Source organism: Streptomyces sp. G45, from assembly GCF_049542095.1.
In the GTDB taxonomy this organism is placed as follows: Bacteria; Actinomycetota; Actinomycetes; order Streptomycetales; family Streptomycetaceae; genus Streptomyces.
In genome coordinates, this window is record NZ_JBMUZU010000001.1 from 2,993,665 (window position 1) to 3,016,338 (window position 22,674).

At 73.4% G+C, this 22,674-nt stretch carries 10 protein-coding genes and 2 pseudogenes; 8 read left to right on the forward strand and 4 right to left on the reverse strand.

Annotated features, from left to right (window positions below):
• Positions 1–158: 158 nt before the first annotated feature.
• The gene (locus ACOBQU_RS11925; protein WP_423626470.1) at positions 159–1,397 is read right to left on the reverse strand and encodes an Ig-like domain-containing protein; all 1,239 of its coding nucleotides are present in this window, start codon (positions 1,395–1,397) and stop codon (positions 159–161) included.
• A 200-nt stretch (positions 1,398–1,597) separates the two neighbouring features.
• Here ACOBQU_RS11925 and glgX point away from each other — a divergent pair, with 200 nt between their 5' ends.
• The 7 genes and pseudogenes from glgX (at position 1,598) to ACOBQU_RS11960 (ending at position 15,868) form a co-directional block, all read left to right on the forward strand.
• Positions 1,598–3,826 carry a glycogen debranching protein GlgX gene (glgX, locus tag ACOBQU_RS11930; RefSeq protein WP_423626472.1) on the forward strand — a complete coding sequence of 743 codons (2,229 nt, stop codon included), beginning with the start codon at positions 1,598–1,600 and terminating at the stop codon, positions 3,824–3,826.
• 197 nt (positions 3,827–4,023) lie between these two features.
• A complete protein-coding gene (locus ACOBQU_RS11935; RefSeq protein ID WP_423634419.1) occupies positions 4,024–4,983 on the forward strand; it encodes a LysR substrate-binding domain-containing protein in 960 nt (319 codons plus the stop codon).
• Positions 4,984–6,197: 1,214 nt separating this feature from the next.
• Positions 6,198–7,596: pseudogene (locus ACOBQU_RS11940) on the forward strand (carbohydrate-binding protein).
• Positions 7,597–7,998: 402 nt separating this feature from the next.
• Positions 7,999–9,852 (forward strand): annotated as a pseudogene (locus ACOBQU_RS11945) (ABC transporter ATP-binding protein); the annotation flags it as partial.
• A gap of 58 nt (positions 9,853–9,910) precedes the next feature.
• The gene (locus tag ACOBQU_RS11950; protein ID WP_423634421.1) at positions 9,911–11,755 is read left to right on the forward strand and encodes an ABC transporter ATP-binding protein; all 1,845 of its coding nucleotides are present in this window, start codon (positions 9,911–9,913) and stop codon (positions 11,753–11,755) included.
• 496 nt (positions 11,756–12,251) lie between these two features.
• Entirely contained in the window at positions 12,252–13,934 is a 1,683-nt protein-coding gene (locus ACOBQU_RS11955) for a M4 family metallopeptidase (RefSeq protein ID WP_423626474.1), read from the forward strand.
• A 290-nt stretch (positions 13,935–14,224) separates the two neighbouring features.
• Positions 14,225–15,868, forward strand: coding sequence for a M4 family metallopeptidase (locus ACOBQU_RS11960; protein ID WP_423626476.1), 1,644 nt, complete (start codon positions 14,225–14,227; stop codon positions 15,866–15,868).
• A gap of 68 nt (positions 15,869–15,936) precedes the next feature.
• Here the strand turns inward: ACOBQU_RS11960 and glgP are convergent, their stop codons facing one another.
• The 3 genes from glgP to ACOBQU_RS11975 form a co-directional block, all read right to left on the reverse strand.
• The gene (gene glgP, locus ACOBQU_RS11965; RefSeq protein ID WP_423626478.1) at positions 15,937–18,570 is read right to left on the reverse strand and encodes an alpha-glucan family phosphorylase; all 2,634 of its coding nucleotides are present in this window, start codon (positions 18,568–18,570) and stop codon (positions 15,937–15,939) included.
• A 140-nt stretch (positions 18,571–18,710) separates the two neighbouring features.
• Positions 18,711–19,109, reverse strand: coding sequence for a VOC family protein (locus ACOBQU_RS11970; RefSeq protein ID WP_423626480.1), 399 nt, complete (start codon positions 19,107–19,109; stop codon positions 18,711–18,713).
• Positions 19,110–19,137: 28 nt separating this feature from the next.
• Positions 19,138–19,758: a hemerythrin domain-containing protein gene (locus tag ACOBQU_RS11975; protein ID WP_423626482.1), complete on the reverse strand. Its 621-nt coding sequence runs from the start codon at positions 19,756–19,758 to the stop codon at positions 19,138–19,140.
• Between the two features lie 776 nt (positions 19,759–20,534).
• Between ACOBQU_RS11975 and ACOBQU_RS11980 the strand changes: the two genes are divergently transcribed.
• Positions 20,535–21,722 carry a S8 family peptidase gene (locus ACOBQU_RS11980; RefSeq protein WP_423626484.1) on the forward strand — a complete coding sequence of 396 codons (1,188 nt, stop codon included), beginning with the start codon at positions 20,535–20,537 and terminating at the stop codon, positions 21,720–21,722.
• Positions 21,723–22,674 lie beyond the last annotated feature (952 nt).

A 22,674-nucleotide genomic window follows, 5' to 3' on the forward strand; every position in this document is an offset into this window, starting at 1 on the left:
GCGAACAGGCCAACGGCGTGTCGCGCACCGCGCCAGATAACCACAGGGTTCGGAGCGATGGATCCCCGCCAATGTCACCGTTCCGTTCCAACTGCTCCGGTCGTGCGGGCCGCTGGCCTCCCACGACGGCCCTCCTGTGCGGCCTTGCCCGGTGCGTCCTACTTGGTCCGGTGCTCGCGTGCCTTGCCCGTCCCGTCCTTCCAGTCCTCCCAGGACATGTTCCAGCCGCCGAGGCCGTTGTCGGGAGCCACTGTCCGGTCATCGCTGTTGACGACCTCGACGACGTCGCCGATCAGGCTGCGGTCGAAGAACCAGCCCGCGGGCGTCTTCGAGCTGCCGCCCTTCACGTCCCGCAGCCCCACGCAGCCGTGGCTCACATTGCGGTTGCCGGGGGCGTCCGGCGCCCAGTAGTTGCCGTGCAGGAACGTGCCGGAGGTGGTCAGGCGCATCGCGTGCGGTACGTCGGGGATGTCGTACTCGCCGCCGAAGCCGACCGTGCGGCCGTCCATGCGGGTCACCTCCAGCATCTCCGTGACCACCATCTTCCCGTTGTACGTGGTGGTCTTCGGGGCGCCCGCCGTGATCGGCACGGTGGAGATCAGCTCCCCGTCGCGGCGCACCTCCATGGTGTGCGCGGCCGCGTCGACGCGGCTGACCTGGCTGCGGCCCACCGTGAACGAGAACGTCTTGCGCTGGAGCCCGTACACGCCGGGCGCGGCCTCCACGTCCCGCAGGTCCAGGGCGACGGTGACCCTGGTGCCGGGCTTCCAGTACTTCTCGGGGCGGAAGTCGACGCGGTCCTTGCCGAACCAGTGCGGGCGCACCTCCACGGCGGGCTCGGCGGTGACCCGGATGGCGCGCTCCACCGCGGCGCGGCGGGTGATCTCCCGGTTGAACTCCAGGGAGACGATCATGCCGGTGCCGACGGTGGCGCGGTTCTCCGGCGTCGCGTACGCGATGAACCGCTCCTCGGGGACGTACGTGGTGAACGTCGTGTGCCGCGCCGAGCGGCGGCCGTGGCCGTCGAGGGCGACCGCGTCCACCGTGTACTCGGCGGCGAGCGCCAGCGGGCCGTCGTCCACCGGCCGCCACGACATGCCGTCCGGGGCGATGCGGCCCGCCACCTCGGTCTCCTGCGCGTCCTGCGACTTCACCACCCGTACCGACTCCAGGCGCCCGTCCGGCACCCGCACCTCAAGCCGCTCCCCGGGCCGCACCCCCTCGTCGCCGTCGCCGGGCGTCACCCGGATCGCCTCGGCGGGCGGCCGCGGCCTGCCGAGCAGCCCGTCGAACGCGCCGCCCGAGCAGCCCGTGGCCCCGACGCCGAGCCCGGCCCATGCCACCGCCGCGGCCAGCGCCGCCGTCGCGCGCCGCGCGCGCCTCGTTGCCTGTCTCACGTGGGACCCAACGACCGTGCCCCGCCCCGGGAAACGTGAGTGCGACGCACCGGGTGGGCAGAAACGTAGAGCAGGACGCCGTACGGGGAGCCGCGGCCGGGACGCCGCCCGCCCCGGCCGCGCGCGTCGACCAGCCGAGCCGCGGGAGGCTGACAGGTGTCGAGCGCACCCGAGCAGGAGGCAGTCAGGGGGCGCGTGCCATGGGCCGTGCCGGGCCCCGCTCCACCACGGCCGGGCGCGCCCGGCTCGCCCCGGCGCCCACGCGCACCGTGTGGCCGGGCGCGCCCACGCCGCTCGGCGCCCGGTTCCGGGTGGGGCCCGACGGCGTCGCGGGCACCAACTTCGCGCTGTGGGCGGGCGGCGCCGAGGCCGTCGAGCTGTGCCTGTTCGACGCCGACGGCACCGAGACGCGCTGCCCGCTCACCGAGCTGACGCACGAGATCTGGCACGGCTTCGTGCCCGGGGTGCGGCCGGGCCAGCGGTACGGCTACCGGGTGCACGGCCGCTGGGACCCCTGGACCGGCGCCCGCTTCAACCCGGCGAAGCTGCTCCTCGACCCCTACGCCCGCGCGGTCGACGCGGGCCCCGGGCAGGACTACGGTTCGCTGCCGCCCGAGGTGTACGGGCACGTCCGGGACTGGCCGCAGCAGCACGTGGCGGACACCGTCCGCGACGACCGGGACTCGGCGCCGTACGTGCCCAAGGGCGTGGTCGTGCACGACGAGGCGCCGGACGACGAGTGGGCCGACGACCGGCGCCCCAAGACGCCGTGGGCGGACTCCGTCATCTACGAACTCCACGTGCGCGGCTTCACCAAGCTGCACCCCGGCGTCCCCGAGCACCTGCGCGGCACCTACGCGGGCCTCGCCCACCCGGCGGCGGTCGACCACCTCGTACGCCTCGGCGTGACGGCCGTCGAACTGCTCCCGGTGCACCAGTTCGCGCACGAGGACCACCTGCTGCGCCGGGGCCTGCGCAACTACTGGGGCTACAACTCGATCGGCTACTTCGCCCCGCACGCGGCGTACGCGGCCTCCGGCGCCGCCGGGCAGCAGGTCGGCGAGTTCCGGCGGATGGTGCGGGCGCTGCACGCCGCCGGGATCGAGGTGATCCTGGACGTCGTCTACAACCACACCGCCGAGGCCGGGGAGCTGGGCCCCACCCTGTCCCTGAAGGGCATCGACAACCGCGGCTACTACCGGCTCCAGGACGACGCGCGCCGGTACGCCGACTACACGGGCTGCGGCAACACCCTGCACGTCGTGCGCCCGCAGGTGCTGCGCCTGATCACGGACTCGCTGCGCTACTGGGTCACCGAGATGGGCGTCGACGGCTTCCGCTTCGACCTGGCGGCGGCGCTCGCCCGCTCCTTCCACGACGTCGACATGCTCTCGCCGTTCCTCGCCGTGATCGCCCAGGACCCGGTCCTGCGCCGGGTGAAGCTGATCGCCGAGCCGTGGGACGTCGGCTCCGGCGGCTACCAGGTCGGGGCGTTCCCTCCGCTGTGGACCGAGTGGAACGACCGCTACCGGGGGGCGGTGCGGGACTTCTGGCGCGGCGCCCTGCCCGACGTGCGCGACCTCGGCTACCGCCTGTCCGGCTCCAGCGACCTGTACGCCTGGGGCGGGCGCCGCCCCTACGCCTCGGTGAACTTCGTGACCGCGCACGACGGCTTCACCCTGCGCGACCTCGTCTCCTACGAGCGCAAGCACAACGAGGCCAACGGCGAGGGCAACCGGGACGGCTCCGACGACAACCGGTCCTGGAACTGCGGCACCGAGGGCGAGACCGACGACGAGGACGTACGGGCGCTGCGGCGGCGCCAGCTGCGCAACCTGCTGACCACGCTGCTGCTGTCCACCGGCGTGCCGATGCTCGTCGCGGGCGACGAGATGGGCCGCACCCAGCGCGGCAACAACAACGCCTACTGCCAGGACAACGAGGTCGGCTGGGTGGACTGGGCCCTGCGGGACGACCCCGAGTGGCGGCCCCTGCTCGACCTGACGACCCGGCTGATCGCCCTGCGCCACCGCCACCCCGTGCTGCGCCGCCGCGCCTTCTTCTCCGGCCGCCCGCACTCCGCCGACGGGCTGCGGGACCTGGCGTGGTTCACACCGGGCGGTACGGAGATGACCCAGGCCGACTGGTACGCGCCCGCCTCGACGCTCGGCATGTACCTGTCCGGGCGGGACATACCGGGGCGGGACGCGCGCGGGGCCCCGATCGTCGACGACAGCTTCCTCGCGGTGCTGCACGCCGGGGCGGAGCCGGTGGGGTTCACGCTGCCGGGGCCGCCGTGGGCGTCCGCGTACGAGGTGGTCGTGGACACCTCGCGGGAGCTGGCGGGGGCGCCCGGCGGGGTGGTCGAGGCGGGGGCGGAGCTGGGGGTGGCGGGGCGGTCGGTGGTACTGCTGCGGGTGGTGGGGTGAGGCGGGGGGTTTCCCCGAACCCGCCCCTTCCCGATTCCCGAAACCAGGGGCTGCCGCCCCTGGCACCCAGCTCCAGCGCCGCTCCGCGGCCCGTCCTCGAACGCCGGACGGGCTTCGTGGGGCTGGCGGGACATGACGGCAATTCAGGTACGTACCAAGGTATTGCCCAGGGGCCGGTGGCGGACGAAGCTCACGGCATGGACCTGGAGTTGCGGCACCTGAAGACGATCCGGGCGATCGCCGACGCGGGCAGCCTGACCAAGGCCGCCACCGCGCTCGGGCTCGCGCAGCCCGCGCTCAGCGCGCAGTTGAAGCGGATCGAGCGGACCCTGGGCGGCGCGCTGTTCGAGCGCGGGCGGTCCGGGGTGCGGGCCACGGCGCTCGGCGAGTTCGTGCTCGCGCGCGCCCGGATCGTGCTGCCCGCCGTCAGCGGGCTCCAGGAGGAGGCGGAGCGGTTCACCCGCGTGTGGCAGGACCGGCGCGGGTTCCGGCTCGGGGGCACGCACGGGCCGCTGCTCGGCGCCCTGGTGGACCGGCTCGCCGCCGCGCACCCCGACCAGCCGGTGTCCACCTACACCTCCTGGTCCGAGCGGGACATCGCCGCCCAAGTCGCCGACGGGCGGCTCGACTTCGCGTTCGTCGGCACGTGCGGGGCGAGCAGCCCGCCGGAGAACGAGCGGCTGGTGTGGCGGGAGGTCGCCCGCGACCCCGTGTTCGTCATGCTCGCCACCGGGCATCCGCTGGCCGGGGCCACCGAGATCGACCTCGCCGACTTGGCGGACGCGTCCTGGGCGGACGTGCCGGGGGACGGCTGCTTCGGGGACTGCTTCACCGCGGCGTGCGCGCGGGCCGGGTTCACGCCCTCGTCGGTGTACGAGACGGACACCGCGGCCTGCGTGCACCTGGTGCAGGTGGGGCGGGCGGTGGGGCTGTGCCGGGCCACGTTCCCGCCGACCCAGGGGGTGGTGACGCGGCCGCTGGTGGGGGCGCCGCTGTACTGGCGGCATGTGCTGGGGTGGCATCCGGAGACGTACGCCCACGACACGGCTCCCACGGTGTTCGCGCTGGCGCGGGCCGTGCACGCGGAGGCGGCTGCGCGGAGTGCCAGCTACTCGGCGTGGTTGGCGTCGCCCGACTCGACCGAACTCCACCCCTGAGGGGCGGCGCCCGCTCCCCTTCCCTGCCCTTCGCCGCTCCGCGCCTCGCCCTCACACGCCGGGCGGGCTCGACCCCCGGCGCACGGCCGTCCCCCGTCTGCGGGTGGCTCCGCGCTACCGCGCTCGCGATCCCCCACCCACCCGCCCTTCATCGCCGCACCGCGCCTCGCCCTCACACGCCGGGCAGGCTTTGCCTCCGCCCCGGCCGTCCCCCATCTGCGGGTGGCTTCGCGCTACCGCGCTCGCATTCCCCCACCCACCCGCCCTTCATCGCCGCTCCGCGCCTCGCCCTCAAACGCCGGGCAGGCTCTATCCCAGCCACGGCCGTCTTCCTGCTGCGGGTGGCTTCGCGCTGGCGCGCTCGCGTTCTCCCACCCGCCCGCCCTTTTCGGGCGGGCGGGGGTATTCAGCCCGTCCGGCGCTTGAGGACGAGCGCGCCAGCGCGATGAAGGGGCGGGCGGGCGGGGAACGCGAGCGCGATAGCGCGAAGCCAGCCGCAGACGAGAGACGAGAGCAACCGACGAAAAGCCCGCCCGGCGCTTGAGGGCCAGCGCGCCAGCGCGATGAAGGGGCGGGCGGGTGGGGAACGCGAGCGCGATAGCGCGAAGCCAGCCGCAGACGAGAGACGAGAGCAACCGACGAAAAGCCCGCCCGGCGCTTGAGGGCCAGCGCGCCAGCGCGATGAAGGGGCGGGTGGGCGGGGAACGCGAGCGCGATAGCGCGAAGCCAGCCGCGGGCGGGAGACGGGAGCAGCCGACGCAGAGCCTGCCCGGCGCTTGAGGGCCAGCGCGCCAGCGCGATGAAGGGGCGGGTGGGCGGGGAACGCGAGCGCGATAGCGCGAAGCCAGCCGCGGGCGGGAGACGGGAGCAGCCGACGCAGAGCCTGCCCGGCGCTTGAGGGCCAGCGCGCCAGCGCGATGAAGGGGCGGGTGGGCGGGGAACGCGAGCGCGGTAGCGCGAAGCCAGCCGCGGGCGGGAGATGGGAGCAGCCGACCAAGAGCCCGCCCGGCGGTTGAGGGCCAGCGCGCCAGCGCGATGAAGGGGTGGCCGAGGCGACCGCCGGGGGCCATAACGTGTGTGTAGGGGGGCAACTGGCATCTGTCAGGGGGCTGTTGAGGCTTTTACCGTGTGGTCGACCGGAGAGAGAGGATCCCGCTTCCCCGCTTGACCTGGTGGATCCTCCCTCCCCGATTGACACCGAGGAGACCCCCATCATGCAGCTCAGCAGACATGCCTCCCCGTTCGTCCAGCACTGTAGGAACACCAACCGCCGCGGCCTCGCGGCAGCGGGCGCCGCGCTCGCCGCCGCAGGCGCACTCGTCCTCGCCGGACTGCCCGGCTCCGCCTCCGCTCAGGCGAACCCCTCTCCCCCGCCACCGCCGCGGACACCGCCGCCGTGGGCAAGACGTCCCCGAAGTCCTCAAGGCGATGCAGCGCGACCTTGGCCTGACCCCCGCACAGGCCAAGGCGCGCCTCGTCAACGAGGCGGAGGCGGGCGCCAAGGCGGGCGCGCTCCAGAACGCACTCGGCCGTGACTTCGCGGGCGCCTGGGTACGCGGCGCCACCTCGGGCACGCTCACGGTCGCCACCACCGACGCCAAGGACGTCCGGGCCATCGAGGCCGAGGGCGCCCGCGCCCTGGTCGTCCGCCACTCCGTGGCCCAGCTCGACGCGGCCAAGGCGAAGCTGGACCGCGCGGCGAAGTCGACGAAGACCCTGGACGCCCCCGTCTGGTACGTCGACGTGACCACGAACGCGGTCGTGGTGAACGCCGTCAAGGCGTCGGCCGCGCAAAAGCTCGTCGCGGCGGCGGGCGTCGACTCCGGCCTCGTACGCGTGGAGAGGACCAAGGACCGGCCGCGGCCGCTGTACGACCTCGTCGGCGGCGACGCCTACTACATGGGCGGCCGCTGCTCCGTCGGCTTCCCCATCACGCAGGGCTCGACGCAGGGCTTCGCCACGGCGGGCCACTGCGGCCGCGCGGGCACCGCCACGCAGGGCTACAACCGCGTCGCCCAGGGCACCTTCCGCGCCTCGATCTTCCCGGGCCGGGACATGGCGTGGGTCGCGGTGAACTCGCAGTGGACGGCCACCCCGTACGTCAAGGGCCAGGGCGGCCAGCGCGTGGGCGTCGCGGGCTCGACGCAGTCGCCGGTGGGCGCCTCGATCTGCCGCTCCGGTTCGACCACCGGCTGGCACTGCGGGACGATCTCGCAGCACAACACCAGCGTCACCTACCCCGAGGGCACCATCAGCGGCGTCACCCGCACCACGGTGTGCGCCGAGCCCGGTGACTCCGGCGGTTCGTACATCTCCGGCAGCCAGGCGCAGGGCGTCACCTCCGGCGGCTCCGGCAACTGCCGCTCCGGCGGCACCACGTTCCACCAGCCGATCAACCCGCTGCTTCAGCAGTACCAGCTGACGCTGAAGACGACCGGCGGTGGCCAGGACCCCGACCCGGGCGACCCGACCGGCACCTGGGCGGCGGGCACCACGTACGAGACCGGTGACTCGGTCACGTACGACGGCGCGACCTACCGCTGCCTCCAGCCGCACCAGGCACAGCCTGGCTGGGAGCCCCCGAACGCACCCGCACTGTGGGAGCGCGGGTGAGGACCCAGGACTGAGCGGGCCGCGCCCCGGGGGGTGCGCGGTCCCTGAGGACCGGAGTCCAGCCACGGTCGCGTCGCCGGAGGGCCAGCCCAATATGCCCCGGCGGTAGCCCTCCGCGACGACCGCGGCCCGGCCCTCGACGTCCGGCTCGCCGCACTCAGCGGCGAGATGGGTCTCGACCGTGGTCCCGCCGAGAACAGCTCCTCGGCGGGACCGCGGCACCGCGTGCCCCTGGCGGCGAGTACGCGCACGTCCCGTCCGCGGGAGGTGAGCACTCGTCGCCGGGGGCACGTACGTGTGTTCCGGCCCCGTTCGCGGCCGCGGTCCTAGGACCAGCGGCCCAGTTCGACCGGGGCGAAACTCGCTGGGCGATGTCAGTGGTGAAACGTAGGCTCGCCCCTGATGCCCACGACACCCGCACCCGCCAAGGACTCCCCCGGCCGCTCGGCCGCCCGGACGCTGACCCGGCTGTGGCCGTATGTGCGTCCCGTACGAACGCGCCTGTTCAGCGCGGCCTTCATCGCGGTGGTCGCGTCCTGTACGGGCCTGGTGTTCCCGCTCATCCTGAAGTGGATGGTGGACGGTCCGGTGGCGGACCGGGACCCGGCGGGCGTCTGGCTCGGGGCGCTGCTCCTGCTGCTGCTCGGCATCGCGGAGGCGCTGCTGTTCGGCTTCCGGCGGTGGCTGGTGGCGCGCCCCCTTGCGGGCGTGGAGGCCTCGATGCGGGCCGACCTGTTCCGCCACCTCCAGCGGGTGCCGGTGGCGTTCCACGACCGGTGGGCGTCGGGCCAGCTGCTCTCGCGCGGCACGACGGACCTGATGCTGGTGCGCCTGTTCCTGGCGTTCCCGCTGACGTTCCTGGTGGTGAACGGCGCCACCATCCTGGTGGGCGTGGCCATCCTGCTCGCGCAGGACTGGACGCTCGGTCTGGTGCTGCTCGCCCCGGTGGTGCCGCTGGTGGCGTTCATCGCGTACATCCAGGGGCGGTACGCGGCGGTGGCGCGGCGCGCGCAGGACCAGGTCGGCGATCTGACGACCGTCGTCGAGGAGAGCGTCCTCGGCATCCGGATCATCAAGGGCTTCGGGCGGCACCGCAGCCAGGCGCGGGCGTTCCACGACCTCTCGCGGTCGCTGCGCGGCACGGAGCTGGCCAAGGCCCGGCTGCTCGCGGCGACCTGGGGCGTGATCACGGTCCTGCCGGAGCTGGCGATCGGCGCGGCGCTCGTCCTGGGCTCGGTGCGGGTCGCCGACGGCGACCTGTCGGCGGGCACGCTGGTGGCGTTCCTGTCCACGGCGCTCGCGCTGCGCTGGCCGGTGGAGTCGATCGGCTTCCTGCTCGCGATGAGCCAGGAGGCGGCGACGGCGACGGAGCGGTACTTCGAAGTCCTCGACGAGGCACGCGAGACGGACGCGGCGCCCGAGGCGGACGCGGCGCCCGGGGCGGACGCCGCGCCGGTGCCGGGTCCCGCGGGGGAAGGGGGCGCAGCCGCGGGCGGCGTCCGGTTCGAGAACGTCTCGTTCCGGTATCCGGACGCACCGCCCGGCGAGCCCCCCGTACTCGACCGGATCGACCTGCACATCCGGCCCGGCGAGACCATGGCCCTGGTCGGGGCGACCGGCAGCGGCAAGACCACGCTGACCGCGCTCGTGCCCCGGCTGCACGACGTGACGGGCGGCCGGATCACGCTCGACGGCCGGGACATCGCGGAGCTGCCCCGGCAGCGGGTGCGCGAGCTGGTGGCGATGGCGTTCGAGGAGCCCACGCTGTTCTCGGCGTCGGTCGGCGAGAACGTGCTGATGGGCGCCGACGCGGCGGCCGGTGAGCGGGAGCTGGAGCGCGCGCTCGCGGTGGCGCAGGCCGAGTTCGTGCACGACCTGCCGCAGGGCGCCGCCACGCAGGTCGGCGAGCAGGGCCTGAGCCTGTCCGGCGGCCAGCGGCAGCGGCTGGCCCTGGCCCGCGCGGTCGTGGGGCGGCCCCGCTTCCTGGTCCTCGACGACCCGCTGTCGGCCCTCGACGTGCACACGGAGGCGCTGGTCGAGGCGGCGCTGCGGCGGGTCCTGAAGGACACCACGGCCCTGGTGGTGGCGCACCGCCCGTCGACGGTGCTGCTCGCGGACCGCGTGGCGCTGCTCTCCGGGGGCCGGATCGCGGCGGTCGGCACCCATCAGGAACTGCTGCGGGACAACGCCGAGTACGCCTGGCTGATGTCTGGGGGACGTCCGAGTGAGCGTGGAACCACCCGTGGAGCAGACCGGGGAGCGGTCCGTGGAGCAGACCGGGGAACAGTCCGTGGAGCAGCCTGTCGGGCAGTCCGTGGAACCACCTGTGAAGCAGGCCGGGGAACAGCCCGCCGGGGAGCCCGACGACTTCGACCGGGACGCGCTGCCCGCTCCGCCGGGCGCCACCGGCCGTCTGCTGCGCTCGCTGCTCGCGCCCCGGCGCGGCCGCGTCACGCTCGCCGCGGTGCTGCTCCTGCTCCAGCAGGCGGTGATCCAGGCGGGCCCGCTGCTGGTGGCGTACGCCATCGACCGGGCCGTGCCCGCGATCCGCCGCGACGACTACGGCCAGCTGATCGCCATCGGCGTCGCGTACCTGGTGTGCGCGACGGCGTCCGGCGCGTTCCAGTACGCCTTCATCGTGGTGTCGGGGCGGGTCAACCAGGACGTGCTGCTCGATCTGCGGGGGCGGATCTTCCGGCACGCGCAGGCGCTCAGCGTGGACTTCCACGAGCGCTACACGTCGGGGCGGCTGATCTCGCGGTCCACCACGGACGTGGAGTCGCTGCGGGAGCTGCTCAACGAGGGCCTCCAGGAACTGCTGACGGTCATCCTGTCGTTCGTCTCCATCTCGGTGATGCTGCTCTGGCTCGACCTGGGGCTCGGCGGCCTCGCGGTGGCGTCGTTCGTGCCGCTGTACCTGCTGATCCGGGTGTACCAGCGGCGGGCGGCGCGGGTGTTCGGGGCGCGGTCGACGGCCGTCGCCGCCGTGATCGTGAAGTTCACGGAGACGATGAACGGCATCCGCCCGGTGCGGGCGTTCCGCCGCGAGCGGGCCAACGACGAGCAGTTCGACGTCCTGAACCGTCGGCACGAGCGGGTCAACGGCGACGCCTTGCTGGAGATGGCCCGCTACGTCGTCGGCTCGCGCCTGGTGGCGAACACGGCCGTGGCGGGCATCGTGCTGTGGGGCGCCTACCAGGTAGCCGAGGGCGACCTGGAGCTGGGCGTGCTGGCCGCCTCCGTGCTGTTCCTGCGGCGGCTGTACGACCCGATCGACCGGCTCGGGATGTTCCTGAACGCCTACCAATCGGCCGCCGCGTCCCTGGAGAAGATCGCGGGGCTGCTCGCGCAGACGCCCACGGTGCCCGAGCCCGCGCCGTCGGCGGCGCGTCCGCTGCCGCCGCGCGCCGGGGACCGGCCGGGCCGCACCGTCGAGTTCGAGGGCGTGCGCTTCGCGTACCGCACGGGCGGCGAGGTCCTGCCGCGCTTCGACCTGACGCTCCCGGCGGGGCAGACGGTCGCCGTCGTCGGCTCGACGGGCGCGGGCAAGTCCACGCTCGCCAAGCTCCTGGCCCGCTTCTACGACCCCAGCGCGGGCCGGGTGCTGCTCGACGGCGTCGACCTGCGCGAGCTGGCGACCGCGGAGCTGCGGCGCGGGGTGGTGATGGTCACGCAGGAGGCGTTCCTGTTCTCCGGCACGGTCGCGGAGAACATCGCGATCGGGCGCCCCGACGCCACCCGCGAGGAGATCGAGCGGGCCGCGAAGGCCATCGGGGCGCACGACTTCATCGTGTCGCTGCCCGAGGGGTACGACACGGACGTACGCAAGCGGGGCGGGCGCATCTCCGCGGGGCAGCGGCAGCTGGTGGCGTTCGCGCGGGCGCTGCTCGCCGACCCGGCGGTGCTGATCCTGGACGAGGCGACCAGTTCCCTGGACATTCCCGGGGAGCGGGCGGTGCAGCGGGCCATGGACACGGTGCTGCGGGGGCGGACGGCGGTGGTGATCGCGCATCGGCTCTCCACGGTGGAGATCGCCGATCGGGTGCTGGTGATGGAGCGCGGGCGGGTCGTGGAGGACGGCGCCCCCGCCGAACTCATCGCGGGCACGGGACCGTTCGCTTCCCTGCACCGGGCGTGGCGCGACAGCGTGGCGGGCTAGCCCTCGCGGTGCGCCCCAGACCCGCCCCTTCCCGAACCAGGGGCGGCTGCCCCTGGCACCCCCGTGAATCGGCCTGGCGGCCTCGTCCTCAAACGCCGGACGGGCTGGATTGTCGCGGGCTGGGCTGGATTCTGCCGGTGCGGCAGAGTTCTAGCCCGTCCGGCGTTTGAGGACGAGGCCGCCAGGCCGATTCACGGGGGTGCCAGGGGGCGGAGCCCCATGGTTTCGGGAAAGGGGTGGGTCTGGGGCGCCCCCCGCGAGGGCATTTGCGCCCGCATACCGGACCACCGGCCACCGACACCGAACGTAATCCAGCCAATGTACGCCAGGTGCATGACATGTACCTGTCTCGAATGGCACTCTTCCCCTCACCAGTCGCACGGGCGCCCCGCCCGGCGCCGGTTCACGCACCACGTACTGCCCTGCTCTGCCCGGGACGGTCACCCGCCGCCCGGTCGCCCCCCGGCCGCACACCCGCGGCCCGCAGAAGGAGTCCGTGTTGAGCACATCCCCCACATCCCCCACAGCCCGCAGACGCTCCATCCGCCGCCGCGCCACCGCGATCGGCGCGTTCGTCTCCGCGGCCGCGCTGCTCGGCGTCACCGTGCAGGCCACCACCGCGTCGGCCGACCCGGGCGCCTCCCCCACGAAGGCGAACGCCGGAGCCCTGCCGCAGAAGCTCACCCCGTCGCAGCGCGCCGAGCTGCTGCGGGACGCCGACGCCGTCAGCTCCGCCACGGCGGACCGCATCGGCCTCGGCGCGAAGGAGAAGCTGGTCGTCCGCGACGTCGTCAAGGACCGCGACGGCACCACGCACACCCGCTACGAGCGCACCTACGACGGCCTGCCCGTCCTCGGCGGCGACCTGGTCGTCACCACTGACAAGGCGGGCGCGGTCAAGGACGTCAACCGCGCGTCGAAGGCCCGCCTCGCGGGCGTCCGCACGGGCGCCGAGGTCAAGGCCGCCACGGCCGAGAAGCAGGCGCTGCGGGCCTCCAAGGCCGAGGGCTCCACCAAGCTGACGGCGGACCGGGCCCCGCGCAAGGTGATCTGGCTGGTCGACGGCAAGGCCACGCTCGCGTACGAGACCGTGGTCGGCGGGCTCCAGGAGGACGGCACCCCGAACGAGCTGCACGTCGTCACCGACGCGGCCACCGGCAAGAAGCTGCGCCAGTGGCAGGGCGTGCACACCGGCACGGGCAACACCCAGTACAGCGGCCAGGTCCAGCTCACCACGCAGCAGTCCGGCTCGCAGTACACGCTCACCGACACCGCGCGCGGCAACCACCAGACGCGCAACCTGAACCGCGGCACGTCCGGCTCGGGCACCCTCTTCTCCGGGCCCGACGACGTCTGGGGCAACGGCCAGCCCTCGAACGCGGAGACCGCGGGCGCGGACGCGCACTACGGCGCGGCCCTGACCTGGGACTACTACAAGGGCGTGCACGGCCGCAACGGCATCAGGAACGACGGCCGCGGCGCCACCTCGCGCGTGCACTACGGCACCAACTACGTCAACGCGTTCTGGCAGGACTCCTGCTTCTGCATGACGTACGGCGACGGCACGGGCAACTCCAAGCCGCTGACGTCCATCGACGTGGCCGCGCACGAGATGACGCACGGCGTGACGTCCGCGACCGGCAACATGCAGTACAGCCGGGAGCCGGGCGGCCTCAACGAGGCCACCAGCGATATCTTCGCCGCCGCGGTGGAGTTCAACGCCAAGAACCCGAGCGACGTGGGCGACTACCTGGTCGGCGAGAAAATCGACATCCGGGGCAACGGCACGCCGCTGCGGTACATGGACAAGCCCTCCAAGGACGGCTCGTCGCTCGACTACTGGAGCAGCCGCGCGGGCAGCGTCGACGTGCACTACTCCTCGGGCATCGCCAACCACTTCTTCTACCTGCTCAGCGAGGGCAGCGGCGCCAAGGTCGTCAACGGCGTCTCCTACAACTCGCCGACGTACGACAACAAGCCCGTGACCGGAATTGGCATCGACAAGGCCGCCAAGATCTGGTTCAGGGCGCTCACCACGAAGTTCACCACGACCACCAACTATGCGGCGGCGCGGACCGGAACGCTGGCCGCGGCGGGTGAGCTGTACGGCACGTCGAGCCCCGAGTACACGGCGGTCGCCAACGCCTGGGCCGCTGTCAACGTCGGTTCTCGGCCATAACCGCCAGGCGGACCGGTCCCTTCCGGCCCCGCCACCCCTCGAACGGGCGCCGTTCCGGGGAGCCCTGTACCACCAACCCCCCGGGGCGGCGCCGCAGTTCACCGTTCGTTCGCATGGCGGACCCTGATCTTCGGCCAACGAACAGAATTTGGCCAACATTCAAACAGGGTCCTGACATGTACCTGGCCCAAATGAAACGCTTCCCCCGCACGGCACACGAGTACCCGCACAGCACTTCCCGCCCGGGTGGTCCCCCATGCCACCCGGGCATCCCCACACAAGGAGCTTGCGTGACCCCCCACCTGCCGAGGAAGCGTTCCACCCTGGCCATAGCCACCGCCGTCGCCGCCGGAGCGCTGCTCAGCGCCGGTCTCGCCACCGGTGCCTCCGCCCAGCCCGACCTCAGCAAGAGCGCCGACACCGCGCTCGCGTCCGCCCCCGCCCCGCTCTCCGCCTCGGCCCGCGCCGGTCTGCTGAAGGGCGCGGAGGCCAGAGCCGCCGCGACCGCCGAGAAGATCGGCCTGGGCGCCAAGGAGAAGCTGGTCGTCAAGGACGTCGTCAAGGACCGTGACGGGACCACCCACACCCGTTACGAGCGCACCTACGACGGCCTGCCCGTCCTCGGCGGCGACCTGGTCGTCCACACCGCCAAGGACGGCTCGGTCGACGGCGTCAGCAAGGCCACCAAGGCCTCGATCAAGGTCGCGTCCACCACCGCGAAGCTCGCCCCGAAGGCGGTCGCGAAGTCCGCCGAGTCCACCGCCGCCACGACCGGCGAGACGAGGAAGGCCGACGCGAACGCGCCCCGCAAGGTCATCTGGGCCGCCGAGGGCAAGCCCACGCTCGCGTTCGAGACGGTCGTCACCGGCGTGCAGAAGGACGGCACGCCCAGCGAGCTGCACGTCATCACCGACGCCGCCACCGGCAAGAAGCTGTACCAGTACCAGGCCGTCGAGAACGGCACCGGCAACAGCCAGTACAGCGGCAAGGTCACCGTCGGCTCCGTCAAGAGCGGCAGCACCTACCAGCTGACCGACTCCGGGCGCGGCAACCACAAGACGTACGACCTGAACCACGGCTCCAGCGGCGGCAAGCTGTACACCGACGCCGACGACGTCTGGGGCACCGGCAAGCCCAGCAACACCCAGACCGCCGCCGTCGACGCCGCCTACGGCGCCGGGCTCACCTGGGACTACTACAAGAAGGTGCACGGCCGCAACGGCATCAAGGGCGACGGCAAGGGCGCCACGTCCCGCGTGCACTACGGCAACAACTACGTCAACGCCTTCTGGCAGGACTCCTGCTTCTGCATGACGTACGGCGACGGCGAGGGCAACGCCAAGCCGCTCACGTCGATCGACGTCGCGGCCCACGAGATGACCCACGGCGTCACCTCGGCCACCGGCAACATGGAGTACAGCGGCGAGTCCGGCGGCCTCAACGAGGCCACCAGCGACATCTTCGCCGCCGCGGTGGAGTTCAACGCGAACAACGCCACCGACAAGGGCGACTACCTCGTCGGCGAGAAGATCGACATCAACGGCGACGGCTCGCCGCTGCGGTACATGGACAAGCCCTCCAAGGACGGCTCGTCCCTCGACTACTGGAGCAGCAACGCCGGGAACGTGGACGTCCACTACTCCTCCGGCATCGCCAACCACTTCTTCTACCTGCTGAGCGAAGGCAGCGGGAAGAAGACCGTCAACGGCGTGACCTACGACAGCCCGACCAAGGACGGCTCCAAGGTCACGGGCATCGGGCGCGACAAGGCCGCGAAGATCTGGTTCAAGGCCCTGACGACGTACTTCACGTCGACGACCGACTACGCGCAGGCCCGCAAGGACACCCTCAAGGCCGCCGGTGATCTCTACGGCGCCAACTCGGCGGAGCAGAAGGCCGTCGCCGCCGCCTGGACCGGCGTGAACGTCAAGTAACGCGCGTTCGGTCCTCTTCAGCCGGGCGGCATCCGGGGCGTCCTTCCCCTGGATGCCGCCCGCACCACTTACCGCATCAGGACGCCTGCCTCCTCCCCGGTCGTCTCCGACGGCACCGCCACCAGGCCCAGTTCCGAGGCCGTCGCCAGCAGGCGGTGGGACGGCAGGACGCGGACCGTGTAGCCGAAGGGGCCCGTGCGGTCCAGGGGCAGGGGGCCCTCGTAGAGGAGGGTGCCCTCGGGGCCGGGGGCACCGGTCGGCTTCAGGGGGACGGGGGTGGCGTCGGTGATGTGGTCGTCGGGGTCCACGCGGCCCGCGACGGCCTGCACCTCGACGTCGTCGGGGGTCAGCTCGCCGAGCCGCACACGCACCCGCAGCGCCAGGGTCGCGCCCAGCTCGGCGGTGGTGCCGACGGCCGTGGCCTCCACATGGTCGACCGCGACGCGCGGCCACGCGGCGCGGACGCGGGCCTTCCAGGCGGCGAACGCGGTCGCCGCTCCGGCGTCGAGGAGCCGGTGGGCGCGCGCCGCGGGGGCGTACAGGCGCTCCACGTACTCGCGCACCATCCGGCCCGCGAGGACCTTCGGGCCGAGCCGGGTGAGGGTCCTGCGCACCATCTCGATCCAGCGGTCGGGCAGGCCCTCGGGTCCGTGCTCGTAGAAGCGGGGCGTGACGCGGCGCTCCAGGAGGTCGTACAGGGCCGCCGCTTCGAGGTCGTCGCGGCGGTGGTCGTCGATGGCGGAGCCGTCCGCGGTGGGGATGGCCCAGCCGAAGTCCGGGTCGAACCATTCGTCCCACCAGCCGTCCAGGACCGACAGGTTGAGGCAGCCGTTGAGGGCGGCCTTCATGCCGGAGGTGCCGCAGGCCTCCAGGGGGCGCAGCGGGTTGTTGAGCCACACGTCGCAGCCCGCGTACAGCTTCTGCGCCATCGCCATGCCGTAGTCCGGCAGGAACGCGACGCGGTGGCGCACCCGGGGGTCGTCGGTGAAGCGGACGAGGTCCTGGATGAGCCGCTTGCCGCCGTCGTCGGCGGGGTGGGCCTTGCCCGCGACGACGATCTGCACCGGCCGCTCGGGGTGCGTGAGCAGCCGCATCAGGCGGTCGGGGTCGCGCAGCATCAGGGTCAGGCGCTTGTACGAGGGGACGCGGCGGGCGAAGCCGATGGTGAGGACGTCCGGGTCGAGGACCTCGTCGGTCCAGCCCAGTTCGGCGGTGGCGGCGCCGCGCTGCCGCCAGGAGTCCCTGAGGCGGCGGCGCACCTCGTCGACCAGCTGGCCGCGCAGCTCGCGGCGCAGCCGCCAGACGTCGGCGTCGGGGATGTCGGCGACGGCGTCCCAGCGGTCGGAGCCGCCGACGGACAGGGCGCGGTCCATGCGCCGCGCGCCGATCCGGCGGGCGCCGAGGCGGATCACCTCGGGGGCCACCCAGGTCGGGGCGTGCACGCCGTTGGTGACGGAGCTGATCGGCACCTCCTCGGCGTCGAAGCCCGGCCACAGGCCCTGGAACATCTCCCGGCTGACCCGGCCGTGCAGGGTGGACACGCCGTTGGCGCGGCGGGCCAGGCGCAGCCCCATCACCGCCATGTTGAACAGGTTGGGCTCGCCGCCGGGGTAGGTCTCCATGCCCAGGCGCAGGATCAGGTCGACGTCGAGGCCGGGGAGTTCGGCGCCGGGGCCGAAGTGGTGGGCGACCAGTTCGCGGTCGAAGCGGTCGATGCCCGCGGGCACGGGCGTGTGGGTGGTGAAGACGGTGCCCGCGCGCACGGCCTCCAGGGCGGAGTCGAAGTCGAGCCCGGCGCGGACGTGTTCGTGGACGCGCTCGACACCGAGGAAGCCCGCGTGGCCCTCGTTGGTGTGGAAGACCTCGGGCTCGGGGTGGCCGGTGAGGCGGCAGTAGGCGCGCACGGCCCGTACGCCGCCGATGCCGAGCAGCATCTCCTGGAGCAGCCGGTGCTCGCTGCCGCCGCCGTACAGCCGGTCGGTGACGTCGCGCTCGCCGAGGTCGTTGCCCTCGACGTCCGAGTCCAGCATGAGCAGCGGCACCCGGCCGACCTGCGCCTGCCAGACGTGGGCGCACAGGTCCCGGCCGCCGGGCAGCGCGAGCCGCACCTGCGCGGGGGTGCCGTCGGGCTCGCGGAGCAGGGTCAGGGGCAGCTCGTTGGGGTCGAGGACGGGGTAGTGCTCCTGCTGCCAGCCGTCGCGGGTGAGGGACTGGCGGAAGTAGCCGTGCCGGTAGAGCAGGCCGACGCCGATCAGCGGCACCCCGAGGTCGCTGGCCGCCTTGAGGTGGTCGCCCGCGAGGACGCCGAGGCCGCCGGAGTACTGCGGCAGCGCTGCGGTGATGCCGAACTCCGGCGAGAAGTAGGCGACGGCGCGCGGCAGTTCGGTGCCCGGCGTGCCGTCCTGCCGCTCCTGGTACCAGCGCGCTCCGGTCAGGTACTCCCGCAGGTCGTCGACGGTCTCGCCGAGGCGGCGCAGGAAGTCCGCGTCGGCGGCGAGCGCGGCGAGCCGGGCGGGCGGGACCGAGCCGAGCAGCTTCACGGGGTCGCGGCCCGAGGCCGCCCACCGCTCGGGGTCCACGTCGTGGAACAGGTCGCGGGTGGGGGCGTGCCAGGACCAGCGCAGGTTGCGGGCCAGCTCGGCCAGCGGCGCGAGCGGGCCGGGGAGGACGGGACGTACGGTGAATCGACGGATGGCTTTCACAAAGGCCCCTCTGTCGTACGGCGCACGTGTCGCTCACGACGGTAGTGGCGCGGGCCCCGGCCCCACCACGCCGCACGGTGCGGGCGGCGTGACCGGGCACCCCGCGGCGGCGCTCGGCCGCCGGGGGGTGCCCGCGCCGGTCAGGCGAGCCGGTCCTCCGGGTACCAGCGCAGCTCGACCGAGTTGCCGTCCGGGTCCCGCACGTAGATCGACTGGGCGTCGCCGCGCGCGCCGAAGCGGCCGACGGGGCCCTCGGTGACGGTGAACACGCCGGAGTCGACGACCTCCTGCCAGTCCATTGGCTCGACCACCAGGCAGATGTGGTCGACGTTGGACGCGCCGCGCTCCCCCGCGACGAGGTCGATGATGGTCGTCGGCGTCACCCGCGCCGACGGGAACGGCACCTTTCCGGCCCGCCACTCGTCCACCCGCACCGGGGCGAGTCCGAGGGTGCCGCAGTAGAACTCCAGGGAGCGCTCGACGTCCTGCACGGTGAGCACCAGGTGGTCGAAGTCCTTGACGCGTACGGGGTTGGGCATGGGCGTACCTCTCTCAGCTCTTGGCTTCTCAGCTCTGGCCACTGTCGCGGCGGTCTTCGTTCCGGCCGTCGTCGGGCGTGGGTGGGCCCGGCGGGAGCGGCACCTCGGCGAGGACCGGCACCAGCCAGGTCTCTTCATAGCTCAGGTGCTCGACGAGCTGACGCGCCAGGGCCTCGAACCTCGTACGGAACTCGTCCTCGTCGGCGGTGGCGATGTCGCCGACCAGCGCGGCGAGCCGCTCCTTGAGGCGGGCGAGCGCGCGGTGCTCCTCGCCGAGCCGGTCCAGGACGGCGCGCAGCCGCGGGTGGTGTGCGGCGACGCCCGGGAAGACGTGGTCGTCCTCGGCGGTGTGGTGGAACGTGAGCGCGTCGCAGAACTCCAGGCAGCGCTGCCGGATCTGGAGGCCGAGCCCCGGGGCGGGCGGCCCGCCGGGGCCGGTGTGCGCGGCGCGCGCGGCGAAGTGGGCGTCGGCCTCGGCGCGGAGGTGGCCGATCTGCTCGCGGAGCCAGTCGTGGACTTCGACGAGCTTGTCGGCGAGCGTGACGGGGGCGGGAGCGGGAGCGGGGGCGGTGGGCTCGGCGGGCGTGGCGGGTGCCGTGGGCGTTGCGGGCGTGGTGGGTGTGGCGGGTGTTGCGGGCGTGGCGGACATGCGGAAGGAACGCTCCAGACAGGTGTGCGTGGCGGAGCGCGCTCCGGCGCGTGGCCGCCACGAGAGAAGGAAGCTCAGAGGATCAGAGGAGACGGGAGGGCGCGCGGACTCGGTCCGGGCGCGCGGTCACGTCGTCGGCGTGACGGCGTCGCCGTACGGCGGCACGGGTTGTGAACGCAAGGTCGGATCCCTTGGTGAAGGTGCTCGCCCGGTCGATGGCCCGCCCACTGCTCTTCGGCCAAAGCCACGCGGCACGCGCCCATTACAAGGTCCGGCCCCGCTCCCTGTCAACGCGGGACCGGCCCCGGGGTCGCCGTCGGCCAGGGAGGCGCGGGCGGGCGGCGCTTCGGGGGGCCGGTCGGCACCGCTGGTGGACCGGCTGGCCCCGCTGATGGGCCGGTTGGCCCTGCTGGAGGGCCGGTTGGCCCCGCTGGTGGGTCGGCACCCGCCCTCTCCCCCGCCGCTGTCCGGACACCGGCGGGAGGACGAGGCGGGTTGCCGCCCGGGCCCTGAGGAGATCCTCCGGGACCGCGTGAACCCAAGTCAATCCTCGGCTTCACTAGCAAGAACCCAAGGTTCGGCTTGGGTTGCACGTGTAGCACTTCGGCCGTTTTGGCAAGGGCGGGTAAAGGGATGTTTCACCCCTCCGCGGGCCTTGTTCGAGGATCGCGTCGCACGTCAGTCTCTGCGACGTGACGCATGCCGCTGCGCGACCGAGCATGACGTCGCTTTCGGGAGGGGACTGTCGCGCTCCAATGGGGAGGGAACGCAAGCACATGAAGCTGCCACGAAACAGGAAGCCGCGCAGGGCCGCGGCCGTCATAGCCATCGCCCTGACCGGCGCCCTGGCGGCCGTCACGCTGCCGTCGCACGCCGCCACCGGGTCCGCCGGATCCTCCGGTGGCGCCGAGCACGGCTACATCGTGACGCTCAAGCCGGGCACCCGCGCCGCCTCCGAGGCGGGCCGGGACCTGGCCGACAAGTACGGCGCCCGGATCAGCCTCACCTACCGCGCCGCGCTCAACGGCTACGCGGTCAAGGCCACTTCGGCGGAGGCGGACCGACTCGCCGCCGACCCGTCGGTGGCCGCGATCAGCCGCGACGCCACGGTGCGCGTCAGCGACCGGCAGATCAACCCGCCGTCGTGGGGCCTGGACCGCGTCGACCAGCGGAACCTGCCGCTCAACCGCTCGTACACGTACCCGAGGAGCGCGGGGGCGGGCGCCACGGTGTACGTCATCGACACCGGCGTGCGCACCAGCCACCGCGACTTCGGCGGGCGCGCCAGGTCCGGCTTCGACTTCGTCGACAACGACCCGATCGCCCAGGACGGCAACGGGCACGGCACGCACGTCGCCGGAACGGTCGCCGGAACGCGCTACGGCGTCGCCAAGAAGGCCAGGATCGTCGCCGTACGTGTCCTCAACAACCAGGGCATGGGTACGATTTCGCAGGTCATCGCGGGCGTCGACTACGTCACCCGGACCGCGCGCAAGCCCGCCGTCGCCAACATGAGCCTCGGCGGCGGCGCCAACGCCGCGCTCGACGCGGCCGTGCGCCGGTCCATCGCGTCCGGCGTGACCTACAGCGTCGCGGCCGGGAACTCCGGGCTGCCCGCGAGCGGCTTCTCGCCCGCGCGGGTGCCGCAGGCGCTGACCGTGGGGGCCAGCTCGATCGTCGACGCGCGGGCGCCGTTCTCCAACTACGGGCTGAGCCTCGACCTGTTCGCGCCGGGCGTCGGGATCACCTCCGCGTCCAACGCGAGCGACACCGCGAGTGCGACGCTGTCCGGTACGTCGATGGCGGCGCCGCATGTCGCCGGGGCGGCCGCGGTGTATCTGGGGCAGCGGCCCTCCTCGACCCCCGCGCGGGTCGCTCAGGTCCTGACGGACCGGGCGGTGCGGGGCAAGATCACGAGCCCTGGGCTCGGGTCGCCCAACCGGTTGCTCCAGGTGAAGCCCTGATCCGCTAGTGCTGGCCCCGGGGCCTTGTGCGGGTCCCGGGGCTCCGCCGCCCACCCCGTCGCCGCCGGGGTGGGCACCCCCATGCCCACCCCTGGCAGCGGCACGCCCCCCCTCTCCCACCCGCCCACCCGTGCCCCCCAACCGACAGGTGACCGCCCCACACGGGGGTACGCCACCATCGGCGACTGCGGCCCATCGCCACTTGCGCCGCTTCGCGGCGATCTCTCCCACCCGCCCACCCGTGGCCCCCAACCGAGAGGTGATCGCCCCACGCGGGGGTACGCCACCATCGGCGACTGCCGCCCGTCGCCACTTGCGCCGCTTCGCGGCGATCTCTCCCACCCGCCCACCCGTGGCCCCCAACCGAGAGGTGATCGCCCCACGCGGGGGTACGCCACCATCGGCGATTGCGGCCCATCGCATACACGCCGCTATCGCGGCGAGGCTTTCCCGCCCACCCGCCCGTGGCCCCTGGCCAGGGCTGCGCCCCCGCAGACGCCAACGGCGAGCAACCCCCACCAGAGACGCCCACCCCGCAACCAGGCAGCAACGGGCGGGCGGGTGGGAAACGAGACCGTACAGGCCACAGACCCGCAGACGCCGACGACGGGACACCCCCGCAAGGAGCGGACACCCCGCCCTGCGGGGCACGGGCGGGCGGGTGGGCCAGCAACCGCCGCGACAGCGGCGCCGGAGAAGACGACCCGCAGACGCCAACGGACAAACACCCCCGCAAGGAGCGGTCACCCCGCCCTGCGGGGCACGGCGGCCGTGGGGCGCCCCCGCAGGGGGCGGTCACCCGTGGGCCAGCGAACGTCGCGGCAGGCGGCGCCAAGCCCCCGCGGGCACCGCCCCGTTGGCGCGCCCCTGGGGCAGGCGCTGCCCGGTGGGTCGCGGGGGTTGCGCAGTCGATTACGGGCGAGTAGTTAACAAAGCCGCGGATTGCCCACCC

Bases quoted from the DNA above. Each gene is read 5' to 3' on its own strand.
- ACOBQU_RS11980 (WP_423626484.1), top strand. From the start codon at position 20,535: ATGAAGCTGCCACGAAACAGGAAGCCGCGCAGGGCCGCGGCCGTCATA.
- ACOBQU_RS11935 (WP_423634419.1), top strand. From the start codon at position 4,024: ATGGACCTGGAGTTGCGGCACCTGAAGACGATCCGGGCGATCGCCGAC.
- ACOBQU_RS11970 (WP_423626480.1), bottom strand. From the start codon at position 19,109: ATGCCCAACCCCGTACGCGTCAAGGACTTCGACCACCTGGTGCTCACC.
- ACOBQU_RS11975 (WP_423626482.1), bottom strand. From the start codon at position 19,758: ATGTCCGCCACGCCCGCAACACCCGCCACACCCACCACGCCCGCAACG.
- glgX (WP_423626472.1), top strand. From the start codon at position 1,598: ATGGGCCGTGCCGGGCCCCGCTCCACCACGGCCGGGCGCGCCCGGCTC.